The following is a 15,534-nucleotide window of genomic DNA, read 5'->3' as shown; positions in this document are numbered from 1 at the left end:
GCCATGGATCCGCTCGCCGGACTGCTGGACGGTCCCCGTGCCCGCGACGCCTTCGTGCTGCGCTCGGTGCTGTCGCCGCCGTGGGCGCTGCGGATCGAGGACCGCGCGCCGCTCACGCTCGTGGCCGTCGTCCGCGGCCGGGCCACGGTCCGGTGCGACGGCGGTGCGGCCGCCGACCTGGCCGCCGGGGACGTCGCCGTCCTGCGCGGCCCGGACGCCTACACCGTGGCCGACCGGCCGGGCACTCCCCCGCAGGTCGCGATCGGCCCCGGTCAGGTGTGCACCGCGGTCTCCGTCGACGCGCCGGGCATGACCGACCTCGGCGTCCGCACCTGGGGCAACGACCCGGCCGGCCGCGACGTCCTCCTGACCGGCACCTACTCGGGGGACGGCGAGGTGAGCCGGCGGCTGCTGGCCGCACTGCCGCCCCTGCTCGTCCAGCCGGCGGGCACCCTGGACGAGCCGCTGCTCGACTGGCTGGCGCGCGAGGTGGCGGCCGACGGCCCCGGCCAGGGCGCGGTCCTCGACCGGCTGCTGGACCTGGTCCTGGTGGCGACCGTCCGCGCCTGGTTCGCCCGGCCGGGCGGCGATCCCCCCGGCTGGTACCGGGCGTCGGGCGACCCGGTCGTCGGGCCGGCCCTGCGCGCGATGCAGGCCGACCCGGCCCGGCCGTGGACCGTCGCGGGCCTCGCCGCGCTCGCCGGCGTCTCGCGGGCCACCCTCGCCCGGCGCTTCACCGAGCTCGTCGGCGAACCCCCGATGGCCTTCCTGACCTCGGCCCGGCTCGCGCTGGCCGCCGACCTCCTGCGCGACCCGGGGACGACGGTCGGCGCGGTCGCCCGGCGGGTCGGCTACGGCAGCCCCTTCGCGCTGAGCGCCGCCTTCACCCGCGTGCACGGCGTCAGCCCGCGGCAGCACCGGGAGCGCGTCAGCCCGTGACGAGCTCCCAGGAGGCCACGGCCACGTCGCCGGCCTCGGCGCGGGTCAGCGCGCCGACGTCGACCAGCCGGTCCAGCACGTGCCCCTGCCGCTCCCGCGCACGGTCGGGGTGCTGCAGCGGGTCGTAGGCGCTGGGCGCCTGCAACAGCCCGGCCAGCAGGCTCGCCTGCGACCAGGACAGCTCGTCCGGGGCGAGGCCGAAGTAGCCCTCGCTGGCCGCGGTCACGCCCCAGAAGCCGTGCCCGAAGTAGGCCGCGTCCAGGTACATCCGCAGCAGCTCCTCCTTGCTCCAGCGCGCGTCGAGCTTCAGGGCCAGCACCACCGACTGCACGCGCGACAGCGGGTCGTCGGCGCCGTCGGCGTACAGGTTCTTCGCCAGCTGCTGGTCCAGCGTCGACCCGCCCAGGTCCTGCCCGGTCACCACACCCAGCGGGGCGCGCAGCGCGCCCCGCCAGTCCACCCCGGGGTGGTCGGCGAAGCGGCTGTCCTCCGTGGCCAGCACCGCGACGCTCAGCCGCTCCGGCAGCGGCCCGGTCAGCGCCGGGGCCCCGTGCTCGGCCAGCAGCGCGTCGACCCGGTCGCGGGCGTCGCCGACGCCCGGGGTCGCCAGCCACGCCGCCGCACCGAGCAGGAGGACCAGCAGCGTGCCGCCGAGCCCGGCCGCCACGAGCCGGCGGAGGAGCCGGCGCCCGCGCGAGCGACGGGGACGGACGGTGGGCGCGAGCAGGGTCGTGTCCATGCCGACAGTCCATCTCCGCAGGTCATCCCGGCGCGTCGCCCCGCGGGACGATCATGGCCGGCCGGACCGTCAGACCAGGGGACGACGGCGGGTCGGTCCGGCCGGCCCACCGATGGGTGCGACCGACGCCGGGCATCCGCCCGACCTGACCGGACGACTCGACCAGGAGCGATCGGCCGAGACCAGAGGAGTTCCTGGTCATCGACGTTCCCGAGAACCGTTGACAGGCCGATGTGAGGTGGGACACCATCCGGTCAGATGACCCAGTCATTTGAGCCGATCCGGTCTCGCGGCCGCTCCACGGCTCTGCGCGGCACCTACCCGGGAGGGCGTTCGTCGGTGGGGGAAGCACTCGTGAAGACCTGGCCCGGCCTCCACGGACGCCGACGAGGACCAGGCCCGGCCGGCCGGCGTCCGTCGGCACTCCTCGCAGGTCCCGCACCCGCCGTCGGCTGCCGCTGCGCCACCGGCGCACGACTGACGGCCCCGAGCCGGTGAGCCTGTCCCGAGCGCCCCTCGACGAAGCAGCACGTCCTCCGGCTCGCCGGCCTCCCGAGGCGACGACCCCGGGACCCCACCGGGGACCGGTGGACCGATCGCGCGGATGCCCGCCCTCCGCACCCCGGACGGCTTCCCGCCGCTCGTCACTGCCGAGGCCGTCGCCGTCCCGTCCCCGTCGCAACCGCATCGACGTCGGCCTCCCGACCGACGGCCGGCCACGACCGGCCCTCGGCTCCCGTCGTCGCTGATCGTGCCGCCCTCGTGCGGCACGGGGCCGTCGTCGAGGAGGGGACCCACCGATCCGGTGTCTCGGCCACCCAGGGTCCACAGCACTGCGTCTCCGACACCGGGCCGTTCCACAGCGCGACCACCACAGCGCGACCACCACAGAGCACCACCCACGAAGCGCCCCTGACTTCGTGACCACCATCGAACCGAGGAGCCACACGTGCCGCGCCGCACCAGCCTGCCGTCCTTCTCACGTCGCCAGTTCCTCGTCGGGGGAGGTGTGACACTCGGCCTCGGCGCGCTCGCCGCATGCAGCGGCGGCGGGGGCGGCGGCGACAAGCCCCCCAGTGGCCTCGCCAACAGCACCGCTGAGGCGAAGCCCGGGGGGACCCTGCGCTTCGGCTTCTCCCAGGGCACGACCACGGACCAGCTCGACGCCCAGTTCGCGATCGGCAGCTTCTCCATCGCCATGGGCGTCCAGCTCTACTCCAGCCTGCTCATCGGCACGAGCACCCCCCAGCCCGATGGCGGGTTCCTCGACGGATGGGCGCCGCGCCTCGCGGAGGACGTCGCCCTGGAGACCCCCACGTCGGTCATCGTGCGGCTGCGACCTGACATCGAGTTCCACAACGGCAGGCCGATCACCGCCGACGACGTCATGGCCAGCTTCGCCCGCATCCTCAACCCCGAGTCCCCCGGAGCCGCCGCTTCGTCACTCGCGCAGATCGACCTGCAGTCCAGCCGGGTCCTCGACCAGCGGACCGTGCGGTTCGCCCTCCACAGTCCGAATGCCTTCATCGTCGGCGCCTTCGCCAACAACCTGGCCACCATCTACCCCGACGGGGTGTTCGACCCGCAGAACGGTTCGGGCCCCTTCAAGCTCAAGCAGTTCTCCCCCGGCGAATCCGCTGAGTTCGTCCGCTTCGACAACTACTTCGAGCCCGTCCTGCTGGACGGTCTCGTCATGCAGAACTTCGTCGACGACTCCGCGAAGCTCAACGCACTGCGAAGTGGGGCCGTCGACCTCGTCGGCGAGATCCCACCGAACCTCGCGCAGACGCTCGGGGACGACTACGTGCTCTACAGCAGCAGGACCGGTGGCTACCCGAGCTTCGTCATGGACGCGAAGTCCGAGGTGTTCAAGGACGCACGAGTCCGACAGGCCTTCCGGCTGATCGCGGACCGGCCGGCCCTGATGGAGCAGCTGATGGCCGGCACGGGAGTGGTGGCCAACGACCTGAGCTCACCCTTCGACCCCGCCTACATCGGCGACGACCTCCCTCAGCGGAGCCAGGACATCGATCAGGCGAAGGCGCTGCTGAAGGCCGCCGGCGCCGAAGGGCTCACCATCGACATGGCGACCTCGTCGCAGATGCCCAATCTCGAGATCGCCTTCTCCCAGCAGGCGAAGGCGGCTGGGGTGACCATCAACGTCCGGCAGGTCGACGTGACGACCTTCTTCGCCCAGCACTACGCCCAGGACCCGTTCTACGCGACGGTGTGGCCGAGCGCGCCGGTCAACACCACGCTCGCGCTGCGCCATGCCCCCGGGGCGTTCTACCCGGAGGGGAACTGGGACAACCCCGAGTTCATCCCGCTCTGGGACGCCGCGGTCCAGGACCAGGACGAGGAGAGCCGCAACGACAAGCTCGCCGAGATCCAGCGGTTGTTCCACGAGGACGGCACCCACATCATCTTCGCGTTCAGCGACCAGTTCGACGCCGCCCACAAGAACGTCGGCGGCATCCAGCAGGACTCCTCCGGCTACCCCGTCGGGTTCTTCGACTTCAACGAGGTGGGGTTCGCGTGAGCCGACGACAGCCGGACGGAGCGAGGTCCTGGACGGGGGGACGTCCATGTGGTTGAGCCGGAACGACGCCGGTGTCCGACCCGGTTCTGCGCCGGCAGGCCCACCCAGGCGGTGCCCGGCAGGCCGTGGTGCGGCAGGAGCCCGCGGAGCGATCCGCGCTGACGACGGGAGGCTGCGATGACGATCACCACCGAGATCTCCTACTGCCGGATCTGCCCGGCGGTGTGCGGCACGCTGGTCGACATCGAGGACGACCGCGTGGTCCGGGTCCGTGGCGACCGCGAGGCGCCGCTGAGCGGTGGCTACACCTGCCCGAAGGGCCGGGCGGCACCGGAGCTCATGAACGGGCCGGACCGTCTCACCGAGACCATGGCCCGCGGGGCCGACGGGGTGCACCGACCGATCGCGGTCGCGGACGCGACCGCGGACATCGCCGCCCGGTTGAACGCGATCATCGAGGAGCACGGACCCGACGCGGTGGCGCTGTTCATGGGCACGCAGACCCTGGTGAACACCCTCAGCGCCTTCGTGGTCCACGCCTGGTTCGGCCAGCTCGGTTCGCACAAGCTGTTCTCCACGATGACGATCGACCAGTCGGCCAAGTGGCTGGTGCCCGCCCGGATGGGCGAGTACCAGGGCGGCCTGCAGTCGCTCGACGAGGCCGACGTGTGGCTCATCGCCGGCTCCAACCCGGTCATCACCTCCAACGGTGGCGACGGCGACGTCCCGTTCGTGATGAACCCCGCGAACGAGTTCAAGAAGGCGAAGGCGCGGGGCATGAAGCTCATCGTCATCGACCCTCGCCAGACCGAGACGTCCGCGCGTGCCGACATCCACCTGCGCCCCCGTCCGGGCACCGACGCCGTCGTCTTCGCCGGCCTGCTGCACGTCATCCTCGAGAACCGCTGGTACGACGAGGACTTCTGCGCCGAGTTCGTCGACGGACTCGAGGAGCTGCGGGCAGCCGTCGCACCAGCCACGCCCGAGTTCGTCGCGAGCCGTTGCGACATCGCCGTCGAGGACCTGCTGGAGGTGGCCCGCGTCTTCGGCACGGCGGAGCGCGGTCGCATCTCCACCGGCACCGGCACCAACTTCGGGCCCCACTCCAACGTCGCCGAGCACCTGGCCGACACCCTCAACATCATCTGCGGGCGCGTGCGCCGAGCCGGTGAGCCCGCGCAGGACGGTCACGCGCTGTTCGCGAGCTCGCCTCCCGTGGCCCGCGTCGTGCCGCCGGACCGCAGCTGGGAGACGGGCTTCCGCAGCCGGGTCGGCGGTCACGGTCAGATCCGGGGTGAGCTGCCGTCCTCGCTCCTGCCCGACGAGATCCTCACCCCCGGGCCGGACCGGGTGCGCGCCCTGGTGATCTCCGGCGCCAACCTGGTGCTCGCCCTGGCTGACGAGGAGAAGGCCCGCGCAGCGTTGGAGGCACTGGACCTGCTGGTCGTCGTCGACACCCGGATGACCGAGACCGCGCGACTGGCGGACTACGTCATCGCCGGGGCCATGCTCTACGAGCGACCCGACCACACGGCGCTCATGGAGTCCTTCATGCAGGCGCCGTTCGCCCACTACACCCCGGCGCTGGTCCCCCCGCCCGGTGGTGTGGTCGAGGACTGGCAGTTCTACCTCGACCTCGCCCACCGGATGGGGATGGAGCCGGAACTCGCCGGACAGCCGATCCCGGCCGGGACCGCGTTGAGCTCGGAGGAGCTGCTGACCTGGTTGATGGGCGGCGGACGCGTCGACCCCGACGAGCTGCGTGCGCACCGGCACGGGCTGCCGGTGCCCTCAGCCGGAATGGTGGTGGCACCTCGTCCCGAGGACGACACCGAGCGGTTGCAGCTCGTCCCCGACGACGTCCGTGCCGAGATCGCGGCTGCGCTCGAGGACGACTCACTGGTCCTCGGTGACGGACAGCTGCTCCTCATCAGCCGGCGGATGAAGAACGCGATGAACTCGCTGGGCACGAAGGTGCCCAGCCTGATGGGGACGACGTACAACCCCGCACTCATGCACCCGGACGACCTGGCTGCGCACGGCCTGGTGGAGGGCGCGGAGGTCGAGGTCGTCTCCCGCCACGGGAGGGTGCGCGCGGTGGTGGGGGCCGACCCCGGGTTGCGCGTCGGGACGGTCTCCCTGAGCCACATGTGGGGGACGCTCGACAAGGAGGCATCCGTCGCCGAGCACGGCTCGAACGTGAACCGGCTGACCAGCCTCGACGACGAGCTGCAGACCATCAACCGGATGCCACGGATGACCGCCCTCCCCGTCCGGATCGTCCCGGCCGGCTAGCGGCGATCACCGCCGTCTGCCCGGATCGACGACGGGGACATCTCGCCGGAGCACAGGACGGCCGGCAGCGGCACGACGGTGTGCCGTTGCCGGCCGCGACACACACGACCACGCCACGTAGGAGGACGACCATGCAGAGAACCGATGTGACCGTGCTGGGTACCGGGCTGATGGGCGCTGCGTTCGCCCGCGCGCTGCTCCGGTCAGGGCGCAGCGTGACCGTCTGGAACCGCACGCCGGACCGGGCGTCGGCGCTCGAGGAAGCCGGTGCGCAGGTCGCGCCGACGGCGACCGCGGCGATGCAGGCCAGCCCACTGACCCTCGTGATCATCAAGTCCTACGAGGCGGTGCACGAGATCCTGCGCGAGGCGAGTGCGGCAGGCGGGATCGGCGACGTCGTCAACCTGGTCACCGGCGAGCCCGCAGAGGCGGAGAGCTACGCCTCGTGGGTCGATGACCTCGGACTCGAGGCGCTGGACGGAGCGATCATGGGGTTCCCGGGGCAGGTCGAGTCCGGCTCCGGTGAGATCGCCATCTTCCTCGCCGGCAGCGAAGCCGCGTGGGGGCGCTCGGCGGCCCTGCTGCAGGAGCTCGCGCCCGGTGCGATGTACCTGGGCGCGGAGATGGCGATGCCCAACGCGCTCGACTCGATGATCCTGTCCTTCCTGGCCTCGGCCGAGGTGGCTGCCCTGGAGGCGATGGACTACGGCCTGGCGCTGGGGCTCCCCCTCGAGCTCGTGACCCAGTTCCTGGTGCACGTGCCCCACACGGTCTCGGCGTTCATCCAGCACGCGGGGAACAGGCTCGGCACGGGCGACCTCTCGACGACGCAGGCCTCGATCGACACATGGGCGGCCAGCAGCAGCATGGCGGCGGAGGCGGCTCGAGGTCTCGGCCTCCCGGACGGTCAGGTCGCCCACGCCGCTGCCACGATCCGGGCCAAGCAGGCAGCGGGTCTCGGCCAGCTCGATCTGGTCGCTCTGAGCGCCCACGTCGCGAAGGTGGGTGCCGACAGCCGGTGAGGTCCGCCGGAGCCCTCGCCCGCGACCGGTGTCGGTCACGGGCGAGGGCTCCGGCACGTGCTCGGTCGGGGCGACCGCGGGTCAGTCCGGCCAGCCCACCGCGGAGAGGTCGACCCGCCCGCCGCGCACGGGCACGCCCTCGCCCGCGAGCAGCTGCAGCTGGCGGGCCCGCACCGGCTCGGCCGCCGTCCCGTCGGCGCGGACCACCCGGAACCAGGGCACCGCTCCCCCGCCCTGGCTCAGCGCCCGGGCGACCCGCCGCGGCCCGACGCCGACCAGCCGGCCGATCGCGCCGTAGGTGCTGACCCGACCGGGCGGGATCGCCTCGACCGCGTCGTACACCGCCTCGTCGACGTCGGCGGGATCGGCGGGACCCCTCACCGGGCGCGGCGGCCGAACCGGGCCAGGACGCGCGCCTGCTCCGGGGCGCCGGCCGGCACCTCCAGCGGCGGGTCGAAGAAGCCGGGCAGCCCGTCGTCGGGCAGCCGGTCGGCGAGCACCGCCGCGGCGCGGAGGAGGGCCGGGTCGATCCGCTCGTCGCCGCCGGTCGCCCGCGCCAGGTCCCAGCCGTGGACGACGAGGTCGGCGGTCAGCTCCTCGACGTACTCGCGCACCGGCGTCGGCCCGCGGGACAGCTGCACCGTCCCCGCCAGGTCGGCGGTGGCGACGGCGGCCAGCGCCTCGTCCGCGACGGTCTCCCACGCCGACAGCGGGTCGTCACCGAGCAGCGGACCGGTGCCCGAGGGCACGCGCGCCGCGACGTCGTCCAGGGGGTCACCGGCCAGCAGGCCCGGCACCCAGTGCGCCTCGGCCACGAGGTGGGCGACTAGGTCCGCGACGGTCCAGCCGGGCAGCGCCTCGTCGTCCCACCGCCCGGCCTCGACGGCGTCGACCCGGTCGGTGAAGGCGTTCTGCGCGCGCTGGAACAGCTCGAGGAGGGCGGCGTCGTCCGGAGTGGGCACGCGCCCAGTCAACCGCGTGCCGCCGACACGACGAGGGCCCGGACCCCCCTCGCGGGGAGCCCGGGCCCTCGTGGTGGCTCAGTAGGTGGGCAGCGCCTTGTCGATGCGCGTCGCCCAGGCGGTCACGCCGCCCTGCACGTGGACGGCGTCCTTGAAGCCGGCGTTCTTGACCGCGGCCAGCACCTCGGCCGAGCGGACACCGGTCTTGCAGTGCAGCACGATCGGCCTGTCCTGCGGCAGCTGCGACAGCGCCCGGCCCGAGAGCAGCTCGTCCTTGGGGATGAGCGTCGCGCCGGGGATCGACACGATCTCGTACTCGTTGGGCTCCCGGACGTCGATCAGCTCGAAGTCCTTGCCGGCGTCCATCATGTCCTTGAGCTCGTCGACGGTGATCGTCGCGCCGGCCGCGGCCTCCTGGGCCTCGGTGGACACGACGCCGCAGAACGTCTCGTAGTCGATGAGGCCGGTGATCGGCTCGCCCTCGGGGTCCTTGCGCACCTTGATCGTGCGGAAGGTCATCTCCAGGGCGTCGTAGACCATCAGCCGGCCCAGCAGCGTCTCGCCGATGCCGGTGATGAGCTTGACCGCCTCGGTGGCCTGGATGGCGCCGATGGTCGCGCAGAGCACGCCGAGCACGCCGCCCTCGGCGCAGCTGGGGACCATGCCGGGCGGCGGCGGCACCGGGTAGAGGTCGCGGTAGTTGGGCCCGTGCTCGTTCCAGAACACCGAGACCTGACCGTCGAAGCGGTAGATCGAGCCCCAGACGTAGGGCTTGCCCAGCAGCACGCAGGCGTCGTTGACCAGGTAGCGCGTGGCGAAGTTGTCCGTGCCGTCGACGATGAGGTCGTACTCGCTGAAGATCTCCATCACGTTGTCGCTGTCCAGCCGCGTCTCGTGCAGGCGGACGTCGACGTACGGGTTGATCTCCTTGATGGAGTCCCGCGCGCTCTCGGCCTTGGACCGGCCGACGTCGGACGCGCCGTGGATGATCTGGCGCTGCAGGTTGGACTCGTCGACGACGTCGAACTCGACGATGCCGAGCGTGCCGACGCCGGCGGCGGCCAGGTACATGAGCACCGGCGAGCCGAGGCCGCCGGCGCCGACGGCCAGCACCTTGGCGTTCTTCAGCCGCTTCTGTCCCTCCATCCCGACGTCGGGGATGATCAGGTGCCGGCTGTAGCGGCGGACCTCGTCGATCGTCAGCTCGGCGGCGGGCTCCACCAGCGGTGGCAGGGACACGCTTGCTCCTCGGGTCGCGGACAGCGGCCCCACCCGGGGACCGGCGTTCGTTCGGACAACAGCGTCCCAGAGGCACTTCTTCCCACCCCGGGCAGGCACCGGCAGCGGCCGGGCGCGGAGCCGGGCTAGGGGTGGGGCCAGGCGTTCTTCGCGCAGCCCTGCAGGCCCAGCGTCTGCTGCTGCATGACCGGGGCGGGCAGCCCGGGGCCGGGGCACTGCTCGTGCCCGTTGCCCAGCGCGTGACCGACCTCGTGGTTGACGACGTACTGCCGGTAGGTGGCGACGTCGCCCTGGTAGTCGGGGACGGCGGTCTCCCAGCGGGCCAGGTTGATGACGGCGCGGTCGCCGTACCGGCAGGACGTGTAGCCGCCGGTGCCGACGCCGGGGCAGTAGGTCTCCATGTTGCCGGGGCTGATCAGCGTGACCCGGAAGTCGAAGTCCCCCGCGGCCTCCTCGTCCACGCCCACCCGCTGGAAGGACATGCGGCCACCGGCCCCCCAGGAGCGCGGGTCGGCCAGCGTCGCCTCGACGGCGGCGGCGAACGTGGGCCCGTCGACGCCGATCCCGTCCTCCACCTCGACCACGAACCGGCGCAGCGGCCCGGTGCCGTGGACCTCGGAGGTGCCGGGGACGACGGTCACCGTGCCGGCGCCCTGCTCCACGTAGGTGCCCGCGGCGGGCGCGGGTGCCCCCGTCGGCGCCGCCTCGCCCTCGGCCGGGGCGGTGGGGGTCGGCGTCCCGGGGTCCGCGGCCGCGCCCGCGTCCGGGGAGGAGACCGCCGACACCTGCGCCGCGTCCGGCCGGTCCGACGGCTGCGCCGCGCTCCCGGAGCGAGCCAGGTCGACGAGGGTGAGCAGGGTGGCCACGGTCAGCAGCGGGATGGCGTAGGCCCGCCAGCCGTACCGCAGGACGAAGCGGCGCAGCCGGCCCGGGGCGGCGGTGACCCGCGGGCCGGTGCGCCGCGGACCCACCAGGGGCCGGTCGGCCGGCGGGCGGCGCGCGGCGTCGTACCGGGGCGCCGGCTCCGGACCGGCGGGTTCCCGGGCCGCCGGCTCCCGGCGTGGCTGCTCGACCGGCGGACGACCGGCGGGGACCCGGTCCAGCGGGTGCCGCTCGACCGGGCCGCGGGCGGCGCCACCGGCCGGGCGCGCGGGCAGGGGCGGCAGCGGCGGGCGGGTCGGGGGCGGGCGGCGCACGGCCCCCGCGGGGACGCGCGGCGACCGCCCGTCGAGGGGCACCCGGGGCGCGCGGCCGTCGGCGGGCGGCCGGCTGCCGGCCCGGCTCCCGCCCGGCGGTGCTGCCACGGCGCGCCCTCCCGCGGTGCTCGGTCTGCCGGCCGGTTCCCCGGCCACTCACCAGGCTCTCACGGTCACCGCCCGTGAGGGCGGAGCGCCCGGCGGCGCCCGGTGTGTCGGGCGCCGGGGCGGTCAGCCGGCGACGTCCTCCACGAGACCGAGGACCGCCCGCGCCGTCTCCTCGGGCGCCTCGAGCATCGCGACGTGCCCCACCCCGGGCAGCAGGAGCAGCCGGGCGCCGGGCACCGCGCCGGCCAGCCGCGGGGCGAGCGCCGGGTCGACCAGGCGGTCCCGGTCGCCCCAGACCACCAGCGTCGGCACGCGCAGCGACCGGGCCATCCGCCACGCGTTGGCGGCGCCCACCCGCAGGTAGGAGGTCATGAGCCCGCGCATGCTGCGGGCCAGGGCCCGGTGCGCCCAGGCCTGCTCGGCCCGCTCGCGCATCTCCGCCAGGGCCTGGTCCAGGCGCCGGCGGGGGATCCGGGAGGGGTCGCCGAAGCACATGGCGACCATGCCGCGCACCTGCTGCTCGGGGGTGACACCGGCCAGCCGCCGTTCGGCGACGGCCGGCATGCCCGGCAGCAGGAGGAGCAGCAGGGCGGGGCTGAACGCCTGCGGGACCTTGTACACCGGCATCGCCGGGGAGATCAGCGTCAGCGTCGCGACCAGGTCGGGACGGCGGGCGGCGACCACCAGGCTGACCAGCCCGCCGAGGGAGTTGCCCAGCAGGTGCACCGGCCGGCCCGCGGCCTCCCCCGGCTCGGCGGACACGCGCTCCAGGACGTCGATCACTGCCTGCACGTGACCGCGGATCGAGTAGGAGCCGCGCGGCGGGCGGCTGCGGCCGAACCCGGGCAGGTCCACCGCCCAGCCCTCGACCCGGACGGCCAGCAGCCCGGCGAGGTCGGTCCAGTTGGTCGAGGCGCCGCCGAGGCCGTGCACGTAGAGCGCCCGCTCCCGCGGCGCGCCCTCCCCCGCGTCGCGGACCGGGCCGCGCCACGGGGTGCACCGGACGAACACCTCCCCGCCGCGGACCGGCACCGGGCCGCCCGGCCACGGGGGCGAGGCGGTGTCGAGCGGCGGCAGGACGGCGTCCGAGGCCCGGGCGGGCGTCGGCGCGGGGCCGGCGGATCGGGGCACCGGCGAACGGTAGAACGGCCGGCGCCGCGGCGCGCGCCCAGGTGACCCGCCGGTAACATGCACCCGCCATGTCACTGTCGCGTCCGTCCCCGAGCCCGGCTCGCCGCGCGACCCGGCTCCCGCGTGGCGCGCGCCGCCTGCAGCTGCTGCAGGCCGCGCAGGAGGTGTTCGTGGCGCAGGGCTTCCACGCGGCCGCGATGGACGAGATCGCCGACCGGGCGGGGGTCAGCAAGCCGGTCCTGTACCAGCACTTCCCCGGTAAGCGGGAGCTGTACCTGGCGCTGCTGGAGCTGCAGGTCACCGAGCTCACCGAGCGGGTGCGCCGGGCGATGTCGGGCACGGCGGACAACCACGCCCGCGTCGACGGCGCCGTCGGCGCCTACTTCGACTTCGTCGACGCCGACGGCGAGGCGTTCCGGCTGGTGTTCGAGTCCGACCTGCGCAACGACGAGGACGTGCGCGCCCTCGTCGACCGCGGCACCCGCGCCTGCGTCGAGGCGATCGCCGACGTCATCGGCGCGGAGACCGGCGCCGACCACGAGCGGTCCCTGCTGCTGGCCTCCGGCCTGACCGGGCTGGCGGAGACCAGCGCCCGGTGGTGGCTCGCCAGCAAGGGCTCGGTCAGCCGCGACGCCGCCGTCGCCTTCATGTCCGCGCTGGCGTGGCGCGGGATGTCGGGCTTCCCCCGCGTCGAGGGCGGCGACAGCAGCCGCTGAGCGGCGCCGTTCGCTGTCGGCGCAGCCGCGCGCCGGGTCGGGTGCCCCGGCGCTGGACTAGCGTGGCCGTCAGCAGTGCTACTCGAGGAGGCATCCGCGTGGAAGTCAAGATCGGTGTCCAACACTCCCCCCGGGAGCTGGTCATCGACAGCCCCAAGACCCCCGACGAGATCGCTGCCGACGTGGCCTCGGCCATGGGCGGCGGCACCAAGGACGGCCTGCTGACGCTGGAGGACGACCGCGGCCGCCGCGTCGTCGTCCCGGTGGACCGGATCGCCTACGTGGAGATCGCCCCCGCCGACAAGCCGCGGGTGGGCTTCATCGCCGGCGCCTGACCCGCGCACCCCGACGGGGCGTCCTCTCCGCGGAGAGGGCGCCCCGTCGTCGTCCCCGAGCCGTCCGGACGTGTTCCGGATTGCGGTGGAGATCACAGCCGCGCTGCCGAAGACCCAGGGGTCACTCGTCGCCCGCCCCTCGGCAGGAGCCCCACCGTGAGCGTGAAGACCCGCCTCGTCGCCTGCGTCATCGCCGTCCTGACCGTCGCCCTCGGCGGCCTCACCGCGGTGATCAGCACACTCGCCACCGACCAGGGCAGGCGGGACGGCGTCCGCAACGCGGAGGGCCTCGCGGTGGACCAGGCGCGGCAGATGCAGGCGGACCTCGCCGGCCAGCGGGACACCGCCGAGGGCCTGGCCGAGGCCCTGGCCGCCCAGGTGGACACCGGGCTGGCGGACCGGGCGCACGGCGACACCGTGGAGAGCCGGCTGCTCGCCGCCGATCCGTCCCTGCTGGCGGTGTGGGCGGCCTTCGAGCCCGACGCCTTCGACGGCGCGGACGCCGACCACGCCGGGGTCGCGCCCAGCGACGCCACCGGCCGCTACGTCTCCTACTGGTTCCGCGGCGCCGGGGGCGCCATCGCGGTCTCCCCGCTCACCGACTACGCGGTGCCGGGGCCGGGCGACTACTACCTGCAGGCCCGCGACGAGGACCGCGGGGTGGCGGTCGAGCCCTACCCGTACGAGGTCGGGGGTGAGCAGCAGCTCATCACCTCGCTGGCCACCCCGATCCACGTCGGGGGCCGGGTCGTGGGGGTCGCCGGCGTCGACGTCTCGCTGACCAGCCTCCAGGAGCAGGTCGCCGCCGTCCGGCCGTACGGGTCCGGGCACGCCGTCCTCGTCTCCACCGGCGGCCTGGTGGTGGCCGGCAACCGGGCCGGGGACGAGCCCGGTGCGGCCCCGTCCGGCGCCGCCGCGGAGCTCGCCACCCGGGCGGTCGAGGCCGGCGAGCCGGTGGTGCGCACGGTCGACGGCGACGACGGCGCCCTGGTCACCGTCGCCGCCCCGATCAGCGTGGGCACCGGCCAGAACTGGGCCGTGATCGTCGAGATCCCCGAGAGCGCGATCCTCGCCGACGCCCACCGGCTGCGGACGACGATCATCGTGGGGGCGGTCCTCACCCTCGCGCTCGCCGCCCTCGCCACCGTCCTCGTCGCCCGCCGCGTCGTCGCCCCCCTGGACGCCCTGCGGCGCCGGATGGAGGAGATCGCCGACGGCGACGGCGACCTGACCGCGCGGGTGGACGAGAGCCGCACCGACGAGATCGGCCGGCTCGGCGCGGCGTTCAACCGGTTCGTGGGGAAGGTGGCCGAGACCGTCGCCGGGATCGGTCGCGCCTCCGGCTCGCTCGTCGAGATCTCCGCCGGCATGTCCGGGGTCTCCGGCCGGCTGGCCGACTCCGTGGAGCAGACGAGCGCCCAGACGCAGCAGGTGTCCGCCGTCGCCGAGCAGGTGTCGCGCAACGTGCAGACCGTGGCGGCCGGCGCGGAGGAGATGGGCGTGAGCATCCGGGAGATCTCCGCCAACGCCTCCGAGGCGGCGCGCATCGCCGGGGAGGCGGTGGTCGTGGCGCAGTCGACCAAGGAGACCGTCGCGAAGCTCGGTGACTCCTCCGCGGCGATCGGCGAGGTCCTGCGGGTCATCACGGGCATCGCCGAGCAGACGAACCTGCTCGCGCTCAACGCCACCATCGAGGCGGCCCGGGCGGGCGAGGCCGGCAAGGGGTTCGCCGTCGTCGCCACCGAGGTCAAGGACCTCGCCCAGGAGACCGCCAAGGCCACGGAGGACATCGCCCGCCGGATCGAGGCCATCCAGGCCGACACCGGCGACGCGGTGACGGCGATGTCCCGCATCGACGAGGTCGTCACGCGGATCAGCGACTACCAGACGACGATCGCCAGCGCCGTGGAGGAGCAGACCGCCACCACCAGCGAGATGTCCCGCGGGGTCACCGAGGCCGCCCAGGGCACCGGCTCGATCGCCGAGTCGGTCGGCACGGTCTCGACCGTGGCCGGCGAGACCCAGCAGGAGGCCGCGCGCACCCGGTCGGCGGCCGAGGGGCTGGCCGCGGTGACCACGGAGCTGTCCCGGCTCGTGGGGCAGTTCAGGGTCTGAGCGCCGGGGGGGGGGGGGGGGGGGGCGGGGCGCCCCCCCCCCCCCCCCCCCCCCCCCCCCCCCCCCCCCCCCGCCCCCGCAGCCGGGGCAGGGTGGCCACGCCGGTGACCTCGCTGAGCTCGCGGCCGTCGACCTGCAGCGGCTGGTGCGAGCCGACCGCGACCGGCTCGCCGTCCTCCACCGCCACCATCATCACCG

At 74.4% G+C, this 15,534-nt stretch carries 13 protein-coding genes; 7 read left to right on the top strand and 6 right to left on the bottom strand.

Going from position 1 to position 15,534, the window contains the following annotated elements; translation table 11 throughout:
- The first annotated feature begins 3 nt into the window (after positions 1–3).
- Positions 4–939 (top strand): cupin domain-containing protein, encoded by a 936-nt coding sequence (locus ACI781_RS07360; RefSeq protein WP_456565430.1) that lies wholly within the window; start codon positions 4–6, stop codon positions 937–939.
- Here the strand turns inward: ACI781_RS07360 and ACI781_RS07355 are convergent.
- Positions 929–1,678, bottom strand: coding sequence for a biosynthetic peptidoglycan transglycosylase (locus tag ACI781_RS07355; protein ID WP_456565429.1), 750 nt, complete (start codon positions 1,676–1,678; stop codon positions 929–931). The genes ACI781_RS07360 and ACI781_RS07355 overlap by 11 nt on opposite strands.
- A gap of 1,198 nt (positions 1,679–2,876) precedes the next feature.
- Between ACI781_RS07355 and ACI781_RS07350 the strand changes: the two genes are divergently transcribed.
- From ACI781_RS07350 to ACI781_RS07340, 3 genes are all read left to right on the top strand, one after another.
- Entirely contained in the window at positions 2,877–4,217 is a 1,341-nt protein-coding gene (locus ACI781_RS07350) for an ABC transporter substrate-binding protein (protein WP_456565428.1), read from the top strand.
- Between the two features lie 177 nt (positions 4,218–4,394).
- Positions 4,395–6,512 carry a molybdopterin-containing oxidoreductase family protein gene (locus ACI781_RS07345; protein ID WP_456565427.1) on the top strand — a complete coding sequence of 706 codons (2,118 nt, stop codon included), beginning with the start codon at positions 4,395–4,397 and terminating at the stop codon, positions 6,510–6,512.
- Between the two features lie 131 nt (positions 6,513–6,643).
- Complete coding sequence (locus ACI781_RS07340) at positions 6,644–7,534, top strand: NAD(P)-dependent oxidoreductase (RefSeq protein WP_456565426.1); 891 nt, start codon at positions 6,644–6,646, stop codon at positions 7,532–7,534.
- Positions 7,535–7,615: 81 nt separating this feature from the next.
- Here the strand turns inward: ACI781_RS07340 and ACI781_RS07335 are convergent, their stop codons facing one another.
- The 5 genes from ACI781_RS07335 to ACI781_RS07315 form a co-directional block, all read right to left on the bottom strand.
- Positions 7,616–7,915, bottom strand: a complete 300-nt coding sequence (locus tag ACI781_RS07335; protein WP_456565425.1) for an MGMT family protein — start codon at positions 7,913–7,915, stop codon at positions 7,616–7,618.
- Positions 7,912–8,496: a TIGR03086 family metal-binding protein gene (locus tag ACI781_RS07330; protein WP_456565424.1), complete on the bottom strand. Its 585-nt coding sequence runs from the start codon at positions 8,494–8,496 to the stop codon at positions 7,912–7,914. The genes ACI781_RS07335 and ACI781_RS07330 overlap by 4 nt, the downstream gene beginning before the upstream one ends.
- 78 nt (positions 8,497–8,574) lie before the next feature.
- Positions 8,575–9,735, bottom strand: a complete 1,161-nt coding sequence (moeZ, locus tag ACI781_RS07325; RefSeq protein ID WP_456565423.1) for an adenylyltransferase/sulfurtransferase MoeZ — start codon at positions 9,733–9,735, stop codon at positions 8,575–8,577.
- A gap of 125 nt (positions 9,736–9,860) precedes the next feature.
- The gene (locus ACI781_RS07320; RefSeq protein WP_456565422.1) at positions 9,861–11,039 is read right to left on the bottom strand and encodes a DUF3152 domain-containing protein; all 1,179 of its coding nucleotides are present in this window, start codon (positions 11,037–11,039) and stop codon (positions 9,861–9,863) included.
- Positions 11,040–11,162: 123 nt separating this feature from the next.
- Complete coding sequence (locus tag ACI781_RS07315) at positions 11,163–12,170, bottom strand: alpha/beta fold hydrolase (RefSeq protein ID WP_456565421.1); 1,008 nt, start codon at positions 12,168–12,170, stop codon at positions 11,163–11,165.
- Between the two features lie 68 nt (positions 12,171–12,238).
- On the opposite strand from ACI781_RS07315, the gene ACI781_RS07310 reads away from it, so the two are divergent.
- From ACI781_RS07310 to ACI781_RS07300, 3 genes are all read left to right on the top strand, one after another.
- Positions 12,239–12,886 carry a TetR/AcrR family transcriptional regulator gene (locus ACI781_RS07310; protein WP_456565420.1) on the top strand — a complete coding sequence of 216 codons (648 nt, stop codon included), beginning with the start codon at positions 12,239–12,241 and terminating at the stop codon, positions 12,884–12,886.
- Between the two features lie 98 nt (positions 12,887–12,984).
- Positions 12,985–13,221, top strand: coding sequence for a DUF3107 domain-containing protein (locus ACI781_RS07305; RefSeq protein ID WP_456565419.1), 237 nt, complete (start codon positions 12,985–12,987; stop codon positions 13,219–13,221).
- Between the two features lie 156 nt (positions 13,222–13,377).
- Positions 13,378–15,336, top strand: coding sequence for a methyl-accepting chemotaxis protein (locus tag ACI781_RS07300; protein WP_456565418.1), 1,959 nt, complete (start codon positions 13,378–13,380; stop codon positions 15,334–15,336).
- The last annotated feature ends 198 nt before the right edge of the window (positions 15,337–15,534 follow it).

The organism is Blastococcus sp. SYSU D00695 (assembly GCF_054050555.1).
The sequence above is the reverse complement of the archived record's forward strand: the minus strand, read 5'-3'. Positions and strand labels throughout refer to the sequence as shown.

Coding starts and splice junctions, on each gene's coding strand:
- ACI781_RS07360 (WP_456565430.1), top strand. CDS start 4: ATGGATCCGCTCGCCGGACTGCTGGACGGTCCCCGTGCCCGCGACGCC.
- ACI781_RS07355 (WP_456565429.1), bottom strand. CDS start 1,678: ATGGACACGACCCTGCTCGCGCCCACCGTCCGTCCCCGTCGCTCGCGC.
- ACI781_RS07350 (WP_456565428.1), top strand. CDS start 2,877: ATGGGCGTCCAGCTCTACTCCAGCCTGCTCATCGGCACGAGCACCCCC.
- ACI781_RS07345 (WP_456565427.1), top strand. CDS start 4,395: ATGACGATCACCACCGAGATCTCCTACTGCCGGATCTGCCCGGCGGTG.
- ACI781_RS07340 (WP_456565426.1), top strand. CDS start 6,644: ATGCAGAGAACCGATGTGACCGTGCTGGGTACCGGGCTGATGGGCGCT.
- ACI781_RS07310 (WP_456565420.1), top strand. CDS start 12,239: ATGTCACTGTCGCGTCCGTCCCCGAGCCCGGCTCGCCGCGCGACCCGG.